The organism is Evansella halocellulosilytica, from assembly GCF_002335745.1.
Classification (GTDB): Bacteria; Bacillota; Bacilli; order Bacillales; family Salisediminibacteriaceae; genus Bacillus_CA; species Bacillus_CA halocellulosilytica.
In genome coordinates, this window is the sequence record NZ_NIST01000001.1 from 2,855,007 (window position 1) to 2,876,471 (window position 21,465).

The 21,465-nt window shown below is 38.7% G+C and carries 22 protein-coding genes; 20 read left to right on the top strand and 2 right to left on the bottom strand.

What is annotated here, in order from left to right; all coding sequences use genetic code 11:
- Positions 1–69: 69 nt before the first annotated feature.
- The 14 genes from CD001_RS13595 (at position 70) to yajC (ending at position 13,156) form a co-directional block, all read left to right on the top strand.
- On the top strand, positions 70–603 hold the full coding sequence (locus tag CD001_RS13595; RefSeq protein ID WP_096188236.1) for a Spo0B C-terminal domain-containing protein: 534 nt from the start codon (positions 70–72) through the stop codon (positions 601–603).
- A 33-nt stretch (positions 604–636) separates the two neighbouring features.
- The gene (gene obgE, locus CD001_RS13600) at positions 637–1,920 is read left to right on the top strand and encodes a GTPase ObgE (RefSeq protein WP_096188237.1); all 1,284 of its coding nucleotides are present in this window, start codon (positions 637–639) and stop codon (positions 1,918–1,920) included.
- 428 nt (positions 1,921–2,348) lie between these two features.
- A complete protein-coding gene (locus tag CD001_RS13605) occupies positions 2,349–2,798 on the top strand; it encodes an ACT domain-containing protein (RefSeq protein ID WP_096188238.1) in 450 nt (149 codons plus the stop codon).
- A gap of 61 nt (positions 2,799–2,859) precedes the next feature.
- Positions 2,860–3,741, top strand: a complete 882-nt coding sequence (gene pheA / locus CD001_RS13610; protein WP_096188239.1) for a prephenate dehydratase — start codon at positions 2,860–2,862, stop codon at positions 3,739–3,741.
- Positions 3,742–4,326: 585 nt separating this feature from the next.
- Complete coding sequence (gene safA, locus CD001_RS26695) at positions 4,327–5,385, top strand: SafA/ExsA family spore coat assembly protein (RefSeq protein ID WP_218839252.1); 1,059 nt, start codon at positions 4,327–4,329, stop codon at positions 5,383–5,385.
- Between the two features lie 352 nt (positions 5,386–5,737).
- Complete coding sequence (locus CD001_RS13625) at positions 5,738–6,721, top strand: YhcN/YlaJ family sporulation lipoprotein (RefSeq protein ID WP_096188240.1); 984 nt, start codon at positions 5,738–5,740, stop codon at positions 6,719–6,721.
- Between the two features lie 276 nt (positions 6,722–6,997).
- Entirely contained in the window at positions 6,998–7,717 is a 720-nt protein-coding gene (locus CD001_RS13630) for a YebC/PmpR family DNA-binding transcriptional regulator (RefSeq protein ID WP_096188241.1), read from the top strand.
- A 98-nt stretch (positions 7,718–7,815) separates the two neighbouring features.
- Complete coding sequence (locus CD001_RS13635; RefSeq protein WP_257009810.1) at positions 7,816–8,343, top strand: intercompartmental signaling factor BofC; 528 nt, start codon at positions 7,816–7,818, stop codon at positions 8,341–8,343.
- A gap of 245 nt (positions 8,344–8,588) precedes the next feature.
- Positions 8,589–9,197, top strand: coding sequence for a Holliday junction branch migration protein RuvA (gene ruvA / locus CD001_RS13640; protein ID WP_096188242.1), 609 nt, complete (start codon positions 8,589–8,591; stop codon positions 9,195–9,197).
- 29 nt (positions 9,198–9,226) lie between these two features.
- Positions 9,227–10,225: a Holliday junction branch migration DNA helicase RuvB gene (gene ruvB / locus CD001_RS13645; protein WP_096188243.1), complete on the top strand. Its 999-nt coding sequence runs from the start codon at positions 9,227–9,229 to the stop codon at positions 10,223–10,225.
- A complete protein-coding gene (locus CD001_RS13650) occupies positions 10,225–10,443 on the top strand; it encodes a DUF2905 domain-containing protein (protein WP_096190607.1) in 219 nt (72 codons plus the stop codon). Before ruvB ends, CD001_RS13650 begins: the two co-directional genes overlap by 1 nt.
- A 40-nt stretch (positions 10,444–10,483) precedes the next feature.
- Entirely contained in the window at positions 10,484–11,512 is a 1,029-nt protein-coding gene (queA, locus tag CD001_RS13655; RefSeq protein ID WP_096188244.1) for a tRNA preQ1(34) S-adenosylmethionine ribosyltransferase-isomerase QueA, read from the top strand.
- Between the two features lie 72 nt (positions 11,513–11,584).
- On the top strand, positions 11,585–12,724 hold the full coding sequence (tgt, locus tag CD001_RS13660) for a tRNA guanosine(34) transglycosylase Tgt (RefSeq protein WP_096188245.1): 1,140 nt from the start codon (positions 11,585–11,587) through the stop codon (positions 12,722–12,724).
- 165 nt (positions 12,725–12,889) lie between these two features.
- A complete protein-coding gene (gene yajC / locus CD001_RS13665) occupies positions 12,890–13,156 on the top strand; it encodes a preprotein translocase subunit YajC (RefSeq protein ID WP_096188246.1) in 267 nt (88 codons plus the stop codon).
- Between the two features lie 157 nt (positions 13,157–13,313).
- Here yajC and CD001_RS13670 read toward each other — a convergent pair whose 3' ends face one another.
- Positions 13,314–13,703: a TIGR04086 family membrane protein gene (locus tag CD001_RS13670; protein ID WP_096188247.1), complete on the bottom strand. Its 390-nt coding sequence runs from the start codon at positions 13,701–13,703 to the stop codon at positions 13,314–13,316.
- Positions 13,704–13,868: 165 nt separating this feature from the next.
- Between CD001_RS13670 and CD001_RS13675 the strand changes: the two genes are divergently transcribed.
- Positions 13,869–15,158 (top strand): ArsB/NhaD family transporter, encoded by a 1,290-nt coding sequence (locus CD001_RS13675; protein ID WP_096188248.1) that lies wholly within the window; start codon positions 13,869–13,871, stop codon positions 15,156–15,158.
- A gap of 260 nt (positions 15,159–15,418) precedes the next feature.
- Positions 15,419–16,078: a DUF421 domain-containing protein gene (locus CD001_RS13680; RefSeq protein WP_096188249.1), complete on the top strand. Its 660-nt coding sequence runs from the start codon at positions 15,419–15,421 to the stop codon at positions 16,076–16,078.
- An 80-nt stretch (positions 16,079–16,158) separates the two neighbouring features.
- Here the strand turns inward: CD001_RS13680 and spoVB are convergent, their stop codons facing one another.
- Positions 16,159–17,712: a stage V sporulation protein B gene (gene spoVB, locus CD001_RS13685; protein WP_096188250.1), complete on the bottom strand. Its 1,554-nt coding sequence runs from the start codon at positions 17,710–17,712 to the stop codon at positions 16,159–16,161.
- A gap of 142 nt (positions 17,713–17,854) precedes the next feature.
- Between spoVB and CD001_RS13690 the strand changes: the two genes are divergently transcribed.
- The 4 genes from CD001_RS13690 (at position 17,855) to secF (ending at position 21,371) form a co-directional block, all read left to right on the top strand.
- Entirely contained in the window at positions 17,855–18,661 is an 807-nt protein-coding gene (locus tag CD001_RS13690; RefSeq protein WP_096188251.1) for a DUF368 domain-containing protein, read from the top strand.
- 14 nt (positions 18,662–18,675) lie between these two features.
- The gene (locus tag CD001_RS13695) at positions 18,676–18,996 is read left to right on the top strand and encodes a post-transcriptional regulator (RefSeq protein WP_096188252.1); all 321 of its coding nucleotides are present in this window, start codon (positions 18,676–18,678) and stop codon (positions 18,994–18,996) included.
- 139 nt (positions 18,997–19,135) lie between these two features.
- Positions 19,136–20,455 (top strand): protein translocase subunit SecD, encoded by a 1,320-nt coding sequence (secD, locus tag CD001_RS26920; protein ID WP_257009811.1) that lies wholly within the window; start codon positions 19,136–19,138, stop codon positions 20,453–20,455.
- Positions 20,445–21,371: a protein translocase subunit SecF gene (secF, locus tag CD001_RS26925; RefSeq protein WP_257009812.1), complete on the top strand. Its 927-nt coding sequence runs from the start codon at positions 20,445–20,447 to the stop codon at positions 21,369–21,371. Before secD ends, secF begins: the two co-directional genes overlap by 11 nt.
- The last annotated feature ends 94 nt before the right edge of the window (positions 21,372–21,465 follow it).

A 21,465-nucleotide genomic window follows, 5' to 3' on the forward strand; every position in this document is an offset into this window, starting at 1 on the left:
AACGTAATATGGTATGATTAAAGTTATGAAAAAATGGATAGTTTGTATTGAATCCATAGGAGTGTTTTTATGTCAAAAGATATGGATGTCGTAGATATTTTGCGACACTATCGTCATGATTGGCTGAATCAATTACAGCTAATTAAGGGGAACTTAGCTTTAAGAAGGTTAGATAAAGTCGAGAGTATTATTGATGACTTAGTGCAACAATCTAAGAATGAAAGCCAACTAACCAATATGAACATTCCAAATGTAGCTGCCCGTCTTCTGACATGTAATTGGGAAAGCCATCCGTACAATGTCAGCTTTGAAACATTGACTGGGGAGAAAGATTGGTCCATCTTAGATGAAGATTTGCTGCTAATCATAAATCAGTTGTTCAACATTTTCGATGAACAAGTATACCGCGGGGAAGACAATCATCTATTGTTCATTTTTAATGATATAAATGGAAAAATGGTCGAATTAGACTTTCAAGGTGAACTTAGGAAAAATCATCGGTTAAATGATGAATTAACTTGCATTAAGGAGCAAAATGATACGAAGGTGGAAAAAATTGAATGGAACGAGCGGGAATGTTATATCAAAATCTGTTTTGAATAAGTTTCTGTTTAACCGTATTTGAGGTGAAAGATCATGTTTGTGGACAAGGTCCAAGTATTTGTAAAAAGTGGAGACGGCGGAAATGGAATGGTAGCATACCGTCGTGAAAAATATGTTCCAGATGGTGGCCCTGCAGGTGGAGACGGGGGTAAAGGAGCAGACGTTGTTTTTCTTGTTGATGAAGGTTTAAGAACATTAATGGATTTCAGATATCAACGTCATTTTAAGGCAGAACGTGGTGAAAACGGCCGCCCGAAAAATCAGCACGGGAAAAGCCGCGAACCATTAATAGTAAGAGTACCTCCCGGAACAACAGTCATCGATGAGGCTACTGGAAAAATTGTTGCTGATTTAACAGAAGAAGGACAAAAAGCAGTTATTGCTAAGGGTGGTCGTGGAGGCCGTGGAAACAGTCGTTTTGCAACCCCAGCCAACCCAGCCCCTGAGATTGCCGAAAACGGGGAACCAGGTGAAGAGCGAAATGTCATTTTAGAACTGAAAGTTTTAGCTGATGTTGGACTAGTAGGATTTCCGAGTGTCGGAAAGTCAACTTTACTTTCAGTTGTATCTGCTGCAAAACCAAAAATTGCAGATTATCACTTCACAACACTGTCTCCTAATTTAGGAGTTGTTGAAACTGATGACCACCGTAGCTTTGTAATGGCGGACCTTCCAGGGCTGATAGAAGGTGCACACTCTGGCGTCGGTCTAGGTCATCAATTTTTACGTCACATTGAACGAACACGTGTCATCGTCCATATCATAGATATGAGCGGTTTAGAAGGAAGAGATCCTTTTGATGATTACGTTACGATAAATGATGAACTAAAACAATATAATATGCGCTTAACAGAACGGCCACAGATCGTCGTTGCAAATAAAATGGATTTACCTTCTTCAGAGGAGAATTTACAAGTATTCCGTGAGCAAGTCGGAGACGATGTAGAAATTGTTCCAATTTCTGCTGTAACAAAACAAGGTTTAAACGACTTACTTCGTTCAATTGCTGATAAAGTTGAAACAACACCGGAGTTTCCGCTCTATGAAGAAGAACAAATTGAACAACGTGTCGTATATAAATTTGAAAAAAGAGAAAATCCATTCACCATTTCAAGGGAACCAGATGGTACGTTTGTCATTGAAGGTGAAGAAATTGAGCGTATATTTAAAATGACTGATTTTAACAGAGATGATTCAGTCCAGCGTTTTGCACGAAAAATGCGTCATATGGGAATAGACCAAGCTTTACGTGACCGTGGGGCTGAAGATGGCGACACAGTTAGAATTTTGAAGTATGAATTTGAATTTGTTGAATAAGAGCTAAGGGTAGCTGCAATTTAGGCGGCTCCCCTTTTTTATCGCTTAGGAAACTATAGATTAGATCTTGTAGATAAGTTCTCAAAATAGTTGTTACGTCTAGCTCAGCGACGAGCGTTTACATCACGAGCTTCCACACGGATGTGGTGACTTCGGCGTTTCCGCAGGACGCGGGGGTATTAGCCGAAGATCTGATCTTACGAGTTGCCTCGACGGACAGGACGTCCTAATGCCGGGCATGCCACAGTTACGTGGCGTATTGCCCGGTTGACGGATATAATCGCAGAGCGATGCTAGAAGAGGAAGAGGCAGCGCTTTTCTTATCAGCTGTTTTTAAAAATTGCATTTATAATCGGATATATTGTTGTAAATTAACTAAGCAATCTTTTATAATTAGGAAATAGCAGTTTCTGTAGGTGGTGACAATATTGAAAAAACGGACAGATCAATTTTACCTTGTTCGTGAAGATATGCTTTCTGAAGCAATGTTAAAAACGATAAAAGCAAAGATGCTTTTGGAAAATGGGAAGTTTAATAAGATCAATGAGGTAGTTAAAGAAGTTGACTTAAGCCGAAGCGCATTTTATAAATACAAAGACGGAATATTTCCATTTCATACAATGGTAAAAGAAAAAATCATTACGTTAAGTATTCATCTAGAAGACCGTTCAGGAGCACTGTCAAAATTACTTTCTTTAATTGCACAAACAGGGGCAAATGTATTAACGATTAATCAGACGATCCCGCTTCAAGGCCGTGCTACAATTACATTATCCATTGAAACAGCAGCGATGACAGCAGACGTTACGGTGCTGTTAGGTAAAATAGAAGAACTAGATGCAGTAGTAAAAGTAGAACTTATCGGTTCTGGTGCATAAATTAATAAATGTTCTTATTGATATTACGTTTCATTCAACAGGGATAAAAGGAGCGAGAAACATGAATAGTATTGGATATCTTGGACCAAAAGGGTCATTTACTGAGGCAGCTGCAAAAGCATTATTACCAAATCATGAAAGAATTCCATTTCACTCTATTCCAGATAGCATGGATGCTGTGGATGAAGGAGAGATTTCAGCCGCAGTTGTCCCGTTAGAAAACGCCATCGAAGGTTCAGTGAATGTCACACTAGACTATTTAATCCACCATCGTCGTCTTAATATGAGTGCTGAATATACATCACCCATTTCTCAATCTTTAATAATAAATCACTCTAATGACATAATGAAAGAAATTGAATACATTTATTCACATCCTCAAGCTGTAGCACAATGCCATCATTTTATACGAAAAAACTATCCTTATGCTGAAATAAAGTATATGAATTCAACAGCAGCAGCAGCTAAATATGTTAGTGAACATCCAGAGGAATGTGCTGCAGCTATTGCGAATGAGCTTGCAGCGAAGGAATATCGTTTATCAATAGTTAATAGTAAGATAAATGATTACGAAAATAACTCAACACGGTTTATTTTGTTACAGAAAGATGACAATGATCAAAAATTAATTCGTTCTTCAGAGAAGCAAAAGTATAAAACTACACTAATGGTTACATTACCGTCCGATTATTCGGGAGCTCTGCATCAAGTTTTGTCTGCCTTTGCTTGGAGGAAAATAAACTTAAGTAAAATTGAATCACGGCCAATGAAAACGTCATTAGGTGATTATTTTTTTATTATAGATGTTGAAATGGCATTAGACGAAGTTCTGCTCCCTGGTGCGTGTGACGAATTAAAAGCTTTAGGATGCGGGGTAAGTATTTTAGGAAGTTACCCTTGCTATGAGTATATAAACTTACCTATGACAGAGAAAATAAAATAAAATGTGTCATCAAAAAAGCTCTCATATCGTGAGGGCTTTTTATAAAGCCTGAATCCGTGATAATCGTGTTGATATGCCATCCATCTGCTCGCTTTCACCTCTAGGTACAAGTGCGACATCTGTTCATGCATCACTTCTTTTGCATTCACAGTGTCTTCTTTGCCGCGGGCGAACCGCGAGCCTCCTGAAACTCCACTTCGTTTCGTTCTGCGGGGACTCGCCAGGCTCGCTTTTCCCGTAGGAAAGAGGATTGCTTCTTCGAAAATACATCGATTTGTCTCGACGGATATACGACAGAGCCATACTAGTAGAGGAAGAGACAGTCTCGTAGATTCCTGTCATATCAACCAATGTAGCTAAAATTCGGTGCATAATCGTCACACCCTCTATAAGTCCTAATCACTCCTTCTTTCTTAGTATTTAATTTGTTCGTGACATTTTAAAATCGTTTCTTTTTTGTGCTAATGATATGTTTGATTGCATAGGTTGTGTTGAGTAAGATGTTTTTTCATTTAAAGAAAATAAGTGACGATTCGCCCAAGTGTGCATAGAATGTAATGACATTGTATGGGAGGGATCAATAAAGTGAGAATTCATATTGTCCAAAAAGGCGATACACTTTGGAAACTCGCACAAAAGTACGGGGTGAACTTTGAAGAATTAAAAGCTGTTAATAATCAATTAAGTAACCCGGACCTTATTATGCCAGGTATGAAAATTAAAATTCCAACTGGCAGTGTGCAAGCAAAACAAATATCGCCAGCAAAAGAAGTACCTGTTAAAGAGCAGCCGATTGTTAAGGAAGCACCATTGAAACCGACACCGCCACCATCTATTAAAGAGGAGAAAGAGGTTCCGATACCAAAGCCAGTAGCACCACATGTAGTAGAACCTGCACCTCCACCATCGAAGACGTATCAAATGCAAAAAACGAACATGAATTTTAATTTTTACAAAAAAGAGCAGCCGACATATAAAATGCCTGCGCCGCCAAAGATGCCGAAGCCAAAAGAAGTACCGAAAGTAAAAGAAAAGCCAAAGCCTAAAAAACCAGCTCCAGTAAAAGAAAAACCGGTCAAAAAACCGGTAGAAAAGCCGGTAACAAAGCCTGTCAAAAAACCGGTAGAAAAGCCAGTCACAAAGCCAGTCACAAAGCCAGTCACAAAGCCAGTCACAAAGCCTGTAACAAAACCGATGGTTCATCCAATGGCATACGATAGTTATCCGATAACACCAGTAATGCCTGGTTGTATACCATGTCCACCATTATGTGCACAGCCTTTTCATCCTTATGGATATATGCCGATGCATCCTGGAATGATGGGACCATATGGCGGTTATCCAGGTCAAATGGCAATGTATCATCAGCCGATGCATCAAATGGGCCATATGCCTGGAATGCCAGAAGAATACAACCAAGAAATGGGTATGGAGCAATACCCGCATAATGATGAAATGCAAGCTTACGGTGATGTAACTGCCCAACAGTTTCAATCGATGTACGGTAATCAATTCTCAGGAATGGATCCAACTTATCCACCCGAAGCCACTCATGGCATGATGCCACAATATGGTTATGGACCTTATAACCAACAAGAGTATGGCTGGAGAGACGAAGAAGAGGAAGAAGAAAATAATGATTAACTTGAGGTGATCACCTCGGTTTAAAGGATGCGTTTTATCTTAATAAATTGTTATGAAAAGTGCCAGTGACTCCTATTGGCACTTTTTATAATTTCATTTCCAATAAATGAATTGATTAATGTTGGTGTTTTAGGGTTAACTTATAATGTATTGAATAATGTACAAGTAAAATCAGGAAAACATAAACCATTTATAAGTACTTCGTATTAAAGAATGAAGGATAATCAGGGTTACGAAAAATATAATTATAAATTTGTCTTTATACTATTATTTTACATAAAAATTACCTTAAAATGTACAGAATCAAAATGTCCTCACCTAGACAACCTAATTGGTGAAAGGAGGGCATTCAATGAAAAAAATTGCTATTAGCTTGACAGCAGTCACCATGTTATTAACAGGGATTACTGGTTGTGGTGATGTTAATGATAATGCAGCCAACCAACAAGAAGGTTTTACAGTTAACCAAGGTCGTCAAGGCGGGAATTACTATGGAGCCCGAGGAGACGGTACTGGTATGCAAGGTGCATACAATGACATGATGGGTCGTGAAACGGAACGTTATGGTCAACAAGGTTATGCAAGAGGTTGGAACAATCGAAATGGTGCTCATGGAGGACGAATCGGTGCTCAAAACCGCGCACGTGGTAATCGTGCCGGAGCATACGGAACTAGAGCCGGAGCTTATGGTGGATTTGGGCGTGGAATCGTCGGAGATGACCGTGCAGGAATGGTTGATGAGGATGGTATTCTAAATCGACGACCTCGTGCGTATCAAGGTCAACAAACGAGTCGTGACCGTGGAAGAATGGGTGGAAACGCCTTCCGTGGTTCTAACTTCTTAGGAGACCGTGACCGTGGAATTCCACATGAGTTTGGTGAACGAGGCCACCGTGGATTAAACCGTCAAGGACAACATGGTGAACGAAGACACCAAGGTCTTGGCCAACAAGGCCAACAAGGTCGTCAAGGTCCTGTTACAGGCTATTACGATAGCGATGATGGTCGAGCTGCACGCGAGTTGGCAGATCGAATTGAGGACCAAGAAGGTGTTCAAGACTGCCGTGTAATTGTTAATGGTGACGATATTGTCGTCGGTTTAGAAACTGATGGAGACGATGAGCAAGTTTCAGAAGAAATACGCTCAAAGGTATCAAGAGCAGTGGATGACAAAGATGTTCATGTCGTAACAGACCAAGAACATTTAAGAACCATCCGCGGCATGGACGAACAGTTGCGTGCTGGCGAACCGTTTGAAGAAGTTGGTGCTACATTTGATGACATGCTTCAAGATCTTGGTCGAGCGGTTCAACGCCCATTTGAACGCAGCCGTTAATAATTAGATTGGAAAGGCAGGTGAATGAATCACCTGCTTTTCAATTACATTCTTTGTAAACCACAGATTCTGCCTGTGTGAAAGTTGTTCTTTAAAGGTTGTAATCGTACGCTCTCATTTTAAACGTATACACGAATAGATGGAAGGTAATTTGCTCGCTTTCTACAGGTGGATACTTATTTACATAAAAAGCTTTATTTTTCAGGTCATAACATAATTTTCTTACTTCGCTTTTTCTTATATACTAAATGTATCATGTGAAGCGGGGGGATATGTATGGCTGGACATTCGAAATGGAGTAATATTAAACATCGAAAAGGCAGACAGGATGCAAAGAAAGGAAAAATTTTCACAAAAATTTCTAAAGAAATTTTTGCTGCGGTAAGATCAGGTGGGGAAGACCCTGACACGAATACGAGATTACGACTAGCCTTAAATAAAGCAAGGGCAGCAAATGTGCCGAATGATAATATTGAACGAACAATTAAAAAAGCTATAGGAAATCTTGAAGGAATTATGTATGAAGAGATCATTTATGAAGGCTATGCACCGCATGGAGTAGCTGTATATATAGAGGCACTTACAGATAATAAAAATCGAACTGCTGCCGAAATAAGACTTGCCTTTAATAAAAATAATGGCAATCTTGGCGAATCAGGTTGTGTAAACTTTATGTTTGCGAGGAAAGGGATGCTAATCATGGAAATTGACGATTCTATTGATGAGGAATCGACAATGCTTGAAGCGGTTGATGCAGGTGCTGATGATGTCATTGTTTCCGATGGCGCGATCGAAATATACACATCGCCTGAACTATATGAGAAGGTAAAAAAAACGATGGAGCAAGGCGGTCATACGTTTATTTTTGCAGAGGTTGCAATGGTTGCGAACACGAAAACAGATCTTGACGAACAAAAAGCTGAAGAAGTTCTCCAACTGATTGATGCTTTAGAGGACAATGATGACGTACAAAATGTTTATCATAATTTAAAATAAGAATAAAGGATAAAGCTTCCGATGTTTGGAAAACCTATGAATAATTCCTATATATTCTAAAGGAAATAGTTAGGTTTCCTTGCAAGGAGGCTTTTGAATTGATTTTTTCAATGAAAAGAACGCATTTACATTACTTGTTACTAATGTTACTACTGTCTGTACTCGCATTTTATCCAAGTGAAGTAATTGGGCATTCAAATAATGAATCGCATGAGGCAAAAACGGTTGAAGTCATCCTGCAAAGGCATTATTTGGACGGTGAAGTAAGTGAAGAATTGATTGAAGAAACGATCTGGTCAATGGAGGATTTTTGGTCATTTTATGATGATTGGCAGTTAGTTGACCAAAATGAACATCAAGTCATTTTTAAACAAGAATTTAACGACATTTCTCCTTTATTAAAAATGAATGGTTATTTTGGCCTTTCAGAAGAAGGAACATTAAACATATATAATGGCAAACCTGAAGATACTGATGATGTCATCCAATCATTCTTTCAAATTAATACGAGTCGCTTGAAAAGTCATTTGCACGATGATTTAATCAAAGGAATTCCTGTCTCAAGTAAAGATCAATATTTGCAAGTATTAAAGACATATGAAAAATATGCTGCAAGTGACCTATAAAAATTTGATGAACCCGCTTCTACTTACGGTAGGAGAGGGTTCTTTCGTATTCAATTTCTTTTAAAGCAAGGCTTTGCGATGCGCAAATTTGTGAAAATCAACACTACTCCCAAAGTGACTTCTGTTTATCTCGCAAAATCCATTTTCTAAATAATCTCCTCAAATTAATAAAAATGAAGTGACATTATGATAAAATAGAAATGTGTGTTCGTATTTGTATTTTTTGTTGCAGAGGAGAATGAATAGTGATTGAATACTTAACAGGTAAAATAACACATATAGAAACAGATGCCATTGTTGTAGATGTTCAAGGGGTTGGGTATCTTGTTCATTGTGCTAATCCGTTCCGTTTTCAAGAATGGCTTGATGAAAAGATGACAGTATATACATATCAGCATGTTAGAGAAGATGCCTTGCAATTATTCGGTTTTTTAAGTAGAGAAGAAAGGCGTTTATTTGAGAAACTACTTCAAGTTTCAGGAATCGGACCAAAAGGAGCGTTAGCAATTATTGCTTCAGGACAGCCGAAAACGGTCATTCAAGCAATTGAAGAAGAAAATGAACGTTTCCTTGTGAAATTTCCTGGTGTTGGAAAGAAAACTGCACGTCAAATGATTTTAGATTTAAAAGGTAAATTACCGGATGTTATGCCGTCATTATTTGATGATAGTGATGGTGCAGCGATTAAAGTACAGCAACATGACGAAAAACAAGAGTTAACAGAAGCGATCGAAGCATTAAAAGCACTTGGTTATGTTGAACGGGAAATTAATAAAGTATTACCGAACTTAAAAGAAAAAGATTTGACAACCGATGAATATATAAAACTGGCGCTAAAATTGATGCTACAATGATAAAATAGATATTTTTGGAGGAAGATACGATGGAAGAGCGGATAGTAAGCGGAGAAGTGCAAGACCATGAAGATTGGGAAGAACGAAGTCTCCGTCCTCAAACATTGTCTCAATATATAGGTCAACGCTCTGTTAAAGAGAATTTAACAGTGTTCATTGAAGCTGCAAAAATGCGCGAGGAATGCTTAGACCACGTACTGCTATATGGTCCTCCCGGACTCGGTAAAACGACGTTATCAATGATTATTGCAAATGAGATGGGAGTAAACTTACGGACAACATCAGGTCCTGCAATTGAACGACCTGGAGATTTAGCTGCAATTTTAACAGCACTTGAACCGGGTGATGTGTTATTCATCGATGAAATTCACCGTTTAAACCGATCTGTGGAGGAAGTTTTATATCCAGCAATGGAAGATTTTTGTCTTGATATCGTTATTGGCAAAGGACCTTCTGCACGGTCTGTTCGATTAGATCTACCTCCATTCACTTTAGTAGGTGCAACGACAAGAGCAGGTATGCTATCAGCTCCATTACGTGATCGTTTTGGTGTCGTAAGCCGCCTTGAGTATTATGAGCATGATGAATTAACAGAAATCGTGCATCGAACTGGAGATGTCATGGAAATTCGTATTCATCCACAAGCTGGTGAAGAAATTGCAAGGCGTTCTAGAGGAACTCCTAGAATTGCAAACCGCTTACTTAGGAGGGTACGAGATTTTGCTCAAGTACGTGGAAATGGAGAAGTTGATTTACATGTGACGCAAGAAGCTTTAGAATTACTTCAGGTTGACCGTCTAGGATTAGATCATATTGACCATAAACTGTTAATGAGTATTATTGAAAAATTTCGTGGTGGACCTGTAGGTCTTGATACGATTGCTGCAACTGTCGGTGAAGAATCACACACGATAGAAGACGTATATGAGCCATATTTACTGCAAATTGGTTTTTTGCAGCGGACCCCTCGTGGAAGAATGGTAACTCCGAAAGTATATGATCATTTCCAAATGGAGGTGCCTGAATGATGACCCAAATTCCTAAAATGTTAATTACGTTAGGAGTCATTTTGGTTATTGTCGGTTTACTATGGCAAGTAGGAGGAAAGTACTTATCCTTAGGAAAGCTTCCTGGGGATATTTTTGTGAAACGGGGAAACACGACAATTTATTTCCCAATTGTCACTTCGATCGTAATAAGTATTATACTATCAATCATTTTGTATTTTATCGGACGTTTCAGGTAAGGAATGTTGGCAATTGAAGTAAAGGAAGGATAAGCAGACTATGGATGTATCGCAATTTGATTTTCATTTACCCGATGAATTAATCGCACAAACCCCTTTAAAGGATCGTTCATCTTCAAAACTTTTAGTGATGAATAAACGGACAGGTGAACGAGAGCACCGACAGTTTTTTGAGGTTATTGATTACTTGAAAAAAGGAGATACTCTCGTTTTAAATGACACAAAGGTTCTCCCAGCAAGGCTTCTCGGTGTAAAAGAAGAGACTGGGGCGAAAATAGAAACTCTTTTACTCCATGATGAAGGTGATCACGTCTGGGAGACGCTTGTGAAACCAGCAAAGCGGGTAAAAAAAGGGACAGTTGTTCAATTTGGTGACGGCCTATTAACAGCGACATGTGTTGAGGAGCTTCCAGAAGGTAGAAGGAAACTGCAATTTTCGTTTCAAGGAATATTTCATGAAATTTTAGACCAACTTGGGGAAATGCCGTTACCACCATATATTCAAGAACAGCTTAAAGAAAAAGACAGGTATCAGACAGTATATGCCAAACATCGCGGTAGTGCAGCAGCACCGACAGCTGGACTCCATTTCACGAAAGAATTGTTGTCTGAATTAGAGAGTAAAGGGGTTCGTGTAGCTTATTTAACATTGCATGTCGGTCTAGGGACATTTCGTCCTGTTTCAGTAGACGATGTCGAATCGCATGAGATGCATGCTGAATTTTATCAGTTAAGCGAGAAAGCAGCTAAAATGATTAACGAAACAAAAAGCAATGGGGGACGAGTCATTGCAGTAGGAACAACTTCTGCAAGGACATTGGAGACGGTTGCTTCCGAAAATGGAGGTCAACTTGTTCCAAGTTCAGGCTGGACAAATATATTTATTTATCCAGGCTATATGTTTAAAGCCATTGATGGTCTTCTAACAAATTTCCATTTACCAAAATCGACGCTAGTCATGTTAGTTAGTGCTTTTGCTGGACGTGCGCATATTATCGATGCTTATAAAGAGGCTATTATTATGCGTTACCGCTTCTTTAGCTTCGGTGATGCTATGTTATTAATTTAAAACAGATTTCAACTGAGTATATGAATAGAGCTTTTAAAAGAGAAAGTAACAGACAATAAAGGAAGTGTAATGATGACAGCAGTAACATACGAACATATAAAGACGTGTAGACAGTCTGGAGCACGTCTTGGGATTGTTCATACACCTCACGGTTCGTTTGAGACACCAATGTTTATGCCGGTCGGGACGTTAGCAACGGTTAAAACGATGAGTCCTGAAGAGTTAAAGGAGATGGGCGCAAAAATCATATTAAGTAATACGTATCATTTATGGCTTCGTCCAGGGCATGACATTATAAAAGAAGCGGGTGGTCTCCATAAATTTATGAATTGGGATAAACCGATATTGACTGATTCTGGGGGCTTTCAAGTTTTCAGTCTAAGTGATATGCGAAAAATTACTGAAGAAGGCGTTGAATTTAGAAATCATTTAAGTGGCGAAAAAATGTTTTTGAGTCCTGAAAAGGCAATGGAAATACAAAATGCATTAGGACCCGATATTATGATGGCTTTTGATGAATGCCCACCTTATCCAGCTGAATTTGACTATATGAAAGCTTCTGTAGAAAGAACAACTAGATGGGCAGAACGATGCTTGAAAGCACACGAACGACCGAATGAGCAAGGATTATTTGGGATTGTTCAAGGCGGGGAGTATGAGGAATTACGACGCCAAAGTGCAGCTGACCTCGTTTCAATGGATTTTCCAGGATATGCCGTCGGCGGACTGTCAGTTGGGGAACCAAAGGATGTCATGAACGAGGTTCTAGAATTTACTACTCCTTTATTGCCTGATCATAAGCCACGATATTTGATGGGTGTTGGCTCACCAGATGCGTTAATAGATGGTGCGATTCGTGGTATCGATATGTTTGATTGCGTACTGCCGACTAGAATTGCAAGAAATGGAACGCTGATGACGAGTGAAGGGCGTTTAGTCGTACGCAACGCGAAATATGCACGTGATTTCAGGCCACTTGATGAAAATTGCGATTGTCACGTATGTCAAAATTATAGCCGGGCATATATCCGCCATTTAATTAAATGTAGTGAAACGTTCGGGTTTAGGTTAACTTCTTATCATAACTTATACTTTTTACTACAGTTAATGGAGCGGGTTAGGGAAGCAATTCGTGAAGATCGGTTATTAGATTTTAAAGAAGAATTCTTCGAATCTTATGGATTTAATAAGCCTAATGCAAAAAACTTTTAAATATCACCTATTTTCAATACCATATGTGTTGATTTTTCATCGTAATTTTGTCTACAATAGTACGGTAAAGACAACTGTTTAGAGCAGGGTTAATATGATGAATGGGTACTTATGTGATACGATCATTACATAAGAAGGTGTTTGTCACTGAAAGGGGTGAAAGTGATGGAAGGATTAGCTGGTGCTTTAGTACCTCTACTATTAATGTTTGCAATCTTTTATTTCCTTTTGATTCGGCCGCAACAAAAGCGTCAAAAGAAGGTTCAAGAAATGCATTCTGCCCTACAAAAAGGGGACAAGATTATTACAATTGGTGGTCTTCACGGCACGATCGATGCAATTGATGAAAATCGCGTCGTTATTGATGTTGATGGTGGTAACAAATTAACGTTTGACCGTCAAGCAATACGTGAAGTAACAAATCAAGACTAATAAGAAAAACCGATTTCCAGTAGAAGGAAGTCGGTTTTTGTTTGTGGCGTTATCATGTACAGAATACTTCATAAAATTGTGCCGGACTTAGCCCCGCACAATTTTATGAGTTGGTATGGAATCAAAAATAGTTGGTACATATAAAGGTTCATTTTCACTATGCACTTTCGCGATAAGATTGTCCACGAATATTTACACCGAACATTCCGCCTAAGACAGCAGCAATTAAATATCCACTATGCATCATTAGTTGTTGAAGGTCAAAGCCTTGATTGTACCCAAGAAACTGTACAAGGAAAATGACGACAGTATATAATATCGCAGTGACTGCACCAGCTAACCAACCTTTTTCACCTGAGCGCCCTCCGGCGACCAAACCTCCGAAGAACATAGCTAAAAATGAAAAGCCGATTAAAATCCAACCTAAACTACCTTCTTGCAGGCTAGTAAACCGCAGTAGTAATGAAGTGATAAAGCTTACTGTAATGACAAGAACTAATATTGTCAAAATACCATATAACGAACTGCTAAATAAACGGTATTGCATGTAGCACCCCTCCCATTATTCATTTATTTCATACATATGCTTGTCATACTTATTTATACGCTTCAAATTTTATGAATTGAATGTAAAGGCATCGGTCTAAATTCAATCATGTTTATGTACTTGTCCTCATACAATGTATCGAATACATAGGGAGGGGCCAGTGACATGGAATGGATCATCGCACTCATTATATTTTCAATAAGCTATCTATTTATCATTACAGAGAAGATTAACCGTGCTCTTATCGCATGCTTGGGCGGAGTGTTCATGCTCTTTGTCGGAGTGTTAGACTTAAATAACGCTTTTTTAGAACATATTGATTGGCATACGATCGTTTTATTACTATCAATGATGATTTTAGTTTCAATAACGAGTCAAAGTGGATTCTTTGAATATATAGCTGTGTCATTAGCAAAGCTTGTTGAAGGGAAGCCAGTCCCGTTACTTATTGTCATTTCAACATTAACGGCATTTGGGTCAGCCCTTTTAAATAATGTGACGACAGTTTTACTTGTTGTGCCAATTGTAATCACGTTAACGAGGCAATTAAAAATCTCTGCGATTCCATATTTACTTTCAACGATACTGGCATCAAATATTGGAGGAACTGCGACATTAATTGGTGACCCGCCAAACTTAATGATTGGTCAAGCTGTTGAACATTTAACGTTTAATGCTTTTTTAATTCATCTCGGTCCAATTGTGATTGTTATCTATATTGTCATTATGATAGGTGTTTGTATGCTTTATAAAAGACAACTAATCGTTTCCACTGAAGATCGTATACGTTTGATGAATGTGAACCCTAAACAATACATTCAACACCGAACACTGCTGTTTAAATCGGTTTCTGTTCTAGTCATTACAACTGTTGGGTTTATTGCTCAGCCTTTTCTAAATGTAGAGCTGACAAGTGTTGCGATGGCAGGTGCGTTACTGCTTATGCTGTTAACACATGATGAAAAAGAAACGGAAGAAGTATTTCAAGCTGTTGAGTGGGTAACCCTTTTCTTCTTTATCGGACTATTTATGCTTGTTGGAGGTTTAAAGGAAGTTGGAATCATTGATGAAATTGCCAAGTCGATTATTTATTATACAGAAGGTGATGTACCGAAAACGGCAATGTTGATTTTATGGTCATCTGGAATTCTTTCTGGATTTGTTGATAACATTCCATTTGTGGCAGCGATGATACCAGTCATATTGGAATTTCAGGATTATGGAATGACAAATTTAGATCCGCTTTGGTGGGCGTTAGCTTTAGGAGCATGTTTAGGCGGGAATGGAACATTAATTGGAGCAAGCTCAAATGTGATTGTTGCGGGGTTAGCGATGAAAGCAAAACAGCCATTTACGTATATGGACTTTTTAAAAATAGGAGCCCCGACAGCAATTGTTTCTTTTGTTATATCAAGTGTATATCTATATTTTCGCTACCTTATTTTCTTCCCTTAATCGGACATAAAAGATATCTGTAAGTGCACGTGTTCAAAAAGGAGGAAAAAAGAGGAAAGTAGATCAAGGCGACGGAGTAGCGGAATGTATGGTGTTAATACGTGAGTATCAGAGAACGAGTTAACTTAGAGATACGAAAGCTATTGTTTCCCGGACTTTTTAAACCTCTTCTATAAAGAATTTCCAATCCTTCTCTCACATGACTTTATTTTTCGGGGTGAAACTAAAACAAAGACTGTGTGGAGAAAGGACGTTCAACTGTGGAATTTGGAACCATCATTACTAGAACGATTGTCATCTATTTCGTCATTCTTATCGTCTTTCGTATGATGGGAAAAAGAGAAATTGGAGAGCTTTCCATTGTCGATTTCGTCATATCAATCATGATTGCAGAATTGGCCGTTATGACTATTGAAAATACGCACGTTTCAATGGGTAAACAAATTATGCCGATGCTCGTGCTTATGGTTATTCAAATTTCATTAGCTTACATCTCCCTAAAGAGTCAAAAACTCCGTAAAATGATCGATGGAAAGCCTTCTGTTCTAATTAGTAAGGGGAAAATTGATGAAAATGAAATGAAAAAACAGCGTTATAACTTTGATGATCTCATGACTCAGCTCAGACAAAATAATGTGAAATATGTTTCAGAGGTGGAATTTGCGATATTGGAGCCTTCTGGTCAACTTTCAGTAATCAAAAAAGAAGATGAACAAGATGGGTCGAAGAGCCCTCCATTTTTACCATTGCCGTTAATATTGGATGGTGAGGTGCAAGAGGATCATTTAAGTGAGATTGGTAAAACACCACTTTGGTTAAGACAGCAACTAAGGAAGCTAGGTTATAGAGAGATTAAGAAAATTTCTTACTGTTCTTTAAATGGAGATCAACAATTTTTTATTGATCTAAAGGATGAATAAAATATTTTTAAGGTTTAAAGTGCCCGGCTCCTGGAAAATCACTCCAGGTGCCAGGCACTTTTTATATTCTTATATATCTTTTATCGAAGTAGTTTATTCAAAATTGGAATTCGGCTTATCTCTTCTTTTTTTACTAATTTCAGTGATAGTATTAATATCAAATAGACGATACATGCAGCTGAAATATTAATAATGGTACTCATCAACATTGGCAGATCATTAAATATGTTATTGTATGAATAAGTAGCGAACATGCCGGTAATGACCATAGTGATGATCACTTTCACAATTTCACGAATATGAAGTGTAAAGCTAATTGTTTTCACAAGGGTAGCAAAATGCAGTAAAGTAACGAGTAAAAATCCAATGACTACTGCTAACGCTGCTCCCATAATCCCTAACTCCGGGCGAGAGGCTAGTATGAAAATCGCAGCAATTTTTACAAAAGCACCAATAAAACTATTGATCATCGCCGCTCTTGCTAAATTCAATGCTTGTAGTGCAGCTTGAAGTGGTCCTTGGAAATATAAAAATAAACTAAACGGTGCCATAATTTTTAAATAGGTTGCTACAGTAGGTGCATCATAGACGAGTTCCATGATTGGCTCAGCGAATACATATAAAATGATGACAGCCCCGCCCCCTGAAACGAGTGCAAGCCGTAATGCTTGACCTAACCTGTGATGTATGAGCCCGTAATTTTTTTGGTGAGCTGCTTCACTTATAGCAGGAACAAGTGATACTGATAACGAATACGTAACGAAGGTTGGTAGCAATAACATCGGAATTACATAACCAGCTAATTCACCATATTGAGCCGTCGCTACGATCGTAGCAACGCCTGCGATAGCTAAGCTTTGGGCTACGACGATTGGTTCAAAAAAGAAAGATACAGAACCAATTAATTTACTTCCTGTAGTCGGCAGTGCAATCGCCAATAAATCATTGAATGTCTTATTCCCTTCTTTTGCATAAGAGAAAAAGTGGCGTCGTAATTTAAACTTTTTCTTTTGTTTAAACATCGTCACCATAAAAATTAATGAGGCAAGTTCACCTAATACAACAGAAATCATCGCACCTGCAGCGGCAAATTCTATTCCGTACGGAAGAAGAGCTGTCGTAAAAGCAGCTACGAGTGTAATTCTGACCACTTGCTCAATGACTTGGGAATAAGCAGTTGGCTTCATGTTTTGCAAGCCTTGGAAGTACCCTCTTAATACAGAGGATAACGCCACAATTGGTACAATTGGAGAGATCGCTATTAATGGATAAAATGCTCTAGAATCAGTTAAAAGTGTATTTGAGATAAGCGGAGCACCTACAATCATTACGGTTGTAAAGATGATGCTTAATATACCGGTAACTGTTAATGATACGACGAGAATCCGTTTAATCCTTGTCCGATCTTGATCTGCATCAGCTTCAGCTACGAGCTTAGAAATCGCTACTGGTAAGCCGAGCTGAGTAAGTGTTATGATCAGAAGCAATGTAGGTACAGCCATCATATATAGTCCTACACCTTCAGCACCCATAATTCGTGCAACGACAATTTTGTTAACAAATCCTAAAACTCGGGTGATTAATCCTGCTATAATGAGGATGAAAGCTCCTTTAAGAAACGATTGCTTCGTCATGAATGCCCCTACTTTCTTTCAAAAAATCATAGATTTTTTTCTTAAACATGTATATGCTGAATGGGTGGGCAAGCATGACAAGTTTTAAAAGACAAGCTTATTTAATGTTACGAGTACATAGAAGCTAAAGGAGAATGATTCAGTGGAGTGGAGAAACATTTATCGCGGAGCAATGATGGGGATAAGTGAACTCATCCCAGGAGTGAGTAGCGGTACGATTGCAGTCATGTTAGGAATTTATGATCAATTAATTCGGTCAATTAACGGTTTTTTCAGTAAAGATTGGAAACAGCATTTACGGTTTTTAGTTCCTTTAGGGATCGGAATCGTCATTGCGTTTGTATCATTTTTGAAATTAATCAATTGGTTGTTGACTTACCATACTGAACCGACACATTTTTTCTTTATGGGGTTAATCGTAGGGATCTTACCTTTACTTTTCAAGAAGGCGAAAGTTAGACAAACGTTTAAAGCAGGTCATTTTGCAGCGCTCATCGTCGCTCTTCTATTTGTAGCAGGCATGGAGCTGTTCAGGACAGAAGGTACAGCTGACCCGATTACTCAGTTGACACTTTTGTCAGGAGCAGGGTTGTTTTTTTCTGGTTGGTTGGCGAGTATGTCGATGTTGATGCCAGGGATTAGCGGTTCTTTAGTATTATTAATTCTCGGTGTTTATCACACTGCAACCTTTGCTTTAGAATCATTTAATATACCGATTATTATGGCGATTGGATCCGGTGTCATTGTCGGAATTATCGTAAGCAGTAAAGCGATCAAATATATTTTAAGTCGTTTTCCGTATGGGTCTTACGCTGTCATTATCGGATTAGTGATTGGCTCATTAGTACCTGTTTATCCGGGGATAGAATCAATATTTCAGTTAATACCTAGCATTATTACGTTTATCGCAGGGCTATTAACGGCAATCCTGTTAGGAGCAAGAGGTTAAAGGAGGAATTTTTTATGACACATGATTTTTCATCTTGGAAAACAGAATTGGAACCAGTGATAAGAAGTAAAGCAGAGGAATGGCGGTTGTTAGGTTATGAGACGGTTTCGAAAGAAGATGTATGGAAATGTTTTTTAGAGAAGATGAAAAAGAAAGATGTTCCTGGAACAATTCGTCTTTATTGGATTACCGCTGAACTATTTAATTTAAAAGTAAACGATTATATGAATGCTCTAACCGTACAAGCATACAAGGGACCGAATTGGTTTCACGATGAAGAGCCAATTGATTTTAATTTTAAAATCAATGTTGGTGAAGATCGCCAATCTACATAGCGTTGACAGCGTTTTTTTATCGTCGATATAATAAGTGTTATTGTGTATATATAGATATTTTACATAAATGTTGGCAGGTACATTTTTAGGGGACAAATCAGTGTACCGGTAAGGTTCGTTGAAGGAGGATCTATAGATCATGGCAAAGAAAAAAAGAGGGGTCAGAAAAGGGTTAATTGCTACATTTTTTATCATTGTGGCAGCATTAGCCGTACTTATCGCATCGAATGTTATGGATCATGCTGATGAGATTAGTCTAGGGTTAGATTTGCAAGGTGGATTTGAAGTCTTGTATGAAGTTTACCCTGTAGATGAAGGACAAGAAGTGGATCGTGAACTACTTACAGATACGGTATCAGCGTTAAATGCAAGAATAGACGTTCTAGGGGTTTCTGAACCGAATGTGACGATTGAAGGTGACAATCGAATTCGTGTCCAGCTTGCTGGTGTATCTGACCAGCAAACGGCTCGGGAGCTTCTCTCAACAGAAGCTAGACTATCGTTTCGTGATGTTGATGACAAAGAAATGATGGATGGCTCAGACCTTGTTGAAGGTGGGGCTCGTCAGAGTTTTGATCCTGATACAAACCAGCCGATTGTAACGGTTACGGTGAGGGATGCAAACTTATTTGGCGATGTCACCGAAGAGATCCGTGACAGGGGAGTTCCTAATAACTTATTAGCGATCTGGCTGGATTATGAAGAAGGTGACAGCTTTAAAGAAGAAATGGAAAAGGAAGATTCTAAAATCATTTCTGCTCCACAAGTGTCGAGAATATTAAGAACGACAGATATTATGATAGAAGGAAACTTTACGATCGAAGAAGCACAGCATTTAGCTGGAATATTGAATGCAGGTGCACTTCCTGTAGAACTGGAAGAAGTATATTCTGAATCAGTTGGAGCCTCTTTAGGTGAGCGTGCGATGGATCAGGCAATTTTTGCTGGGGGAATTGGAATATTCCTTATTTTTGCCTATATGATCGGTTACTACCGGTTCATGGGACTGATCGCAACCATTACATTAAGTGCCTACATATATATTGTATTAGTTATTTTTAATTGGATGAATGCCGTTTTAACATTACCTGGTATTGCTGCACTCATTCTCGGGGTTGGTATGGCTGTCGATGCGAACATCATTACTTATGAGCGAATTAAAGACGAGCTTCGATCTGGGAAGTCGACAATGAGTGCCTTTAGGGCAGGAGGACGCCGCTCTTTATCAACGATCCTCGATGCAAATATTACGACAATTTTAGCAGCAGCTGTGTTATTCTATTTTGGGACAAGTGCAGTTCAAGGTTTTGCCGTTATGTTAATTGTTAGCATATTGACTAGCTTCCTGACTGCAGTATTTGGTACACGTCTCCTGTTAGGGCTTTGGGTAAACAGCCGAATATTGAACCAAAAGCCTCGCATGTTTGGCGTGAAGGAGAGTGAAATCAGTGAACTTTGATCATGAAACAACAAAAATTGATTTTATTAAACATCGAAAAAAATTCTTTATATTCTCAGGGGTTATGGTCATTCTCGGTGTCCTTCTCCTTTCGACAGTAGGTTTAAACTTAGGAATTGACTTTCGAAGCGGAACGACGATCGACGTTTTGTCTGATGAGGAGTTGACTGAAGAAGCAGTGACAGCTGAATTTGAAACAATCGGTATAATTCCCGATGATGTCATTCTAGCTGGTGCAAATAATGAAATTGGACGTGCCTCATTTATCGGGAATCTAGAACAACAAGAAACGTTGGAAGTTCAAAGTCACTTTGAAGATGTGTATGGCCACACACCAACAGTAAGTACTGTTACACCGATGGTCGGCGAAGAATTAGCCCGTAACGCGATTATTTCTGTATTAATTGCAACTGTAGGAATTATTATTTACGTTACGATCCGTTTTGAACTGCTTTATGGAATTTCTGCGATTGTTGCACTGTTTCATGATGCGTTGTTTATTTTGTTTGTTTTTTCTATTTTACAGTTTGAAGTTAATATCCCGTTTATTGCCGCAGTCTTGACGATTGTTGGTTACTCGATTAATGATACGATTGTTACGTTTGACAGGATTCGGGAAAATATGAAGCTTGAGAAAAAAGTGAAAAAGTTTGATGATTTAGCAAGAGTTGTGAACAAATCATTAGTCCAAACATTAGCGCGTTCGATCAATACGGTCCTTACGGTTGTTTTCGCAGCTGGAGCACTATGGATTTTCGGGGGAGATGCGATCCAAACATTTGCATTTGCCTTAGTTGTTGGGTTAGTAGCTGGAACGTACTCATCACTTTTCTTAGCTTCACAATTATGGCTCGTAATGAAAGCGAAGCAGTTGGAACGTAAAAAGCAACGCCCCGTACAGCAAAGTGAGGCTTAATAGCTAAGAAGTTGGTGCTTTGTCCACCAGCTTCTTTTCCATTTTAACCCAGGTGCCAGACACCTGGGTTAAAATGGAAAATGATTACTAGTGA

Bases quoted from the DNA above. Each gene is read 5' to 3' on its own strand.
- CD001_RS13595 (WP_096188236.1), top strand. From the start codon at position 70: ATGTCAAAAGATATGGATGTCGTAGATATTTTGCGACACTATCGTCAT.
- obgE (WP_096188237.1), top strand. From the start codon at position 637: ATGTTTGTGGACAAGGTCCAAGTATTTGTAAAAAGTGGAGACGGCGGA.
- pheA (WP_096188239.1), top strand. From the start codon at position 2,860: ATGAATAGTATTGGATATCTTGGACCAAAAGGGTCATTTACTGAGGCA.
- CD001_RS13625 (WP_096188240.1), top strand. From the start codon at position 5,738: ATGAAAAAAATTGCTATTAGCTTGACAGCAGTCACCATGTTATTAACA.
- CD001_RS13630 (WP_096188241.1), top strand. From the start codon at position 6,998: ATGGCTGGACATTCGAAATGGAGTAATATTAAACATCGAAAAGGCAGA.
- ruvB (WP_096188243.1), top strand. From the start codon at position 9,227: ATGGAAGAGCGGATAGTAAGCGGAGAAGTGCAAGACCATGAAGATTGG.
- CD001_RS13650 (WP_096190607.1), top strand. From the start codon at position 10,225: ATGACCCAAATTCCTAAAATGTTAATTACGTTAGGAGTCATTTTGGTT.
- queA (WP_096188244.1), top strand. From the start codon at position 10,484: ATGGATGTATCGCAATTTGATTTTCATTTACCCGATGAATTAATCGCA.
- tgt (WP_096188245.1), top strand. From the start codon at position 11,585: ATGACAGCAGTAACATACGAACATATAAAGACGTGTAGACAGTCTGGA.
- yajC (WP_096188246.1), top strand. From the start codon at position 12,890: ATGGAAGGATTAGCTGGTGCTTTAGTACCTCTACTATTAATGTTTGCA.
- CD001_RS13670 (WP_096188247.1), bottom strand. From the start codon at position 13,703: ATGCAATACCGTTTATTTAGCAGTTCGTTATATGGTATTTTGACAATA.
- CD001_RS13675 (WP_096188248.1), top strand. From the start codon at position 13,869: ATGGAATGGATCATCGCACTCATTATATTTTCAATAAGCTATCTATTT.
- spoVB (WP_096188250.1), bottom strand. From the start codon at position 17,712: ATGACGAAGCAATCGTTTCTTAAAGGAGCTTTCATCCTCATTATAGCA.
- CD001_RS13695 (WP_096188252.1), top strand. From the start codon at position 18,676: ATGACACATGATTTTTCATCTTGGAAAACAGAATTGGAACCAGTGATA.
- secD (WP_257009811.1), top strand. From the start codon at position 19,136: ATGGCAAAGAAAAAAAGAGGGGTCAGAAAAGGGTTAATTGCTACATTT.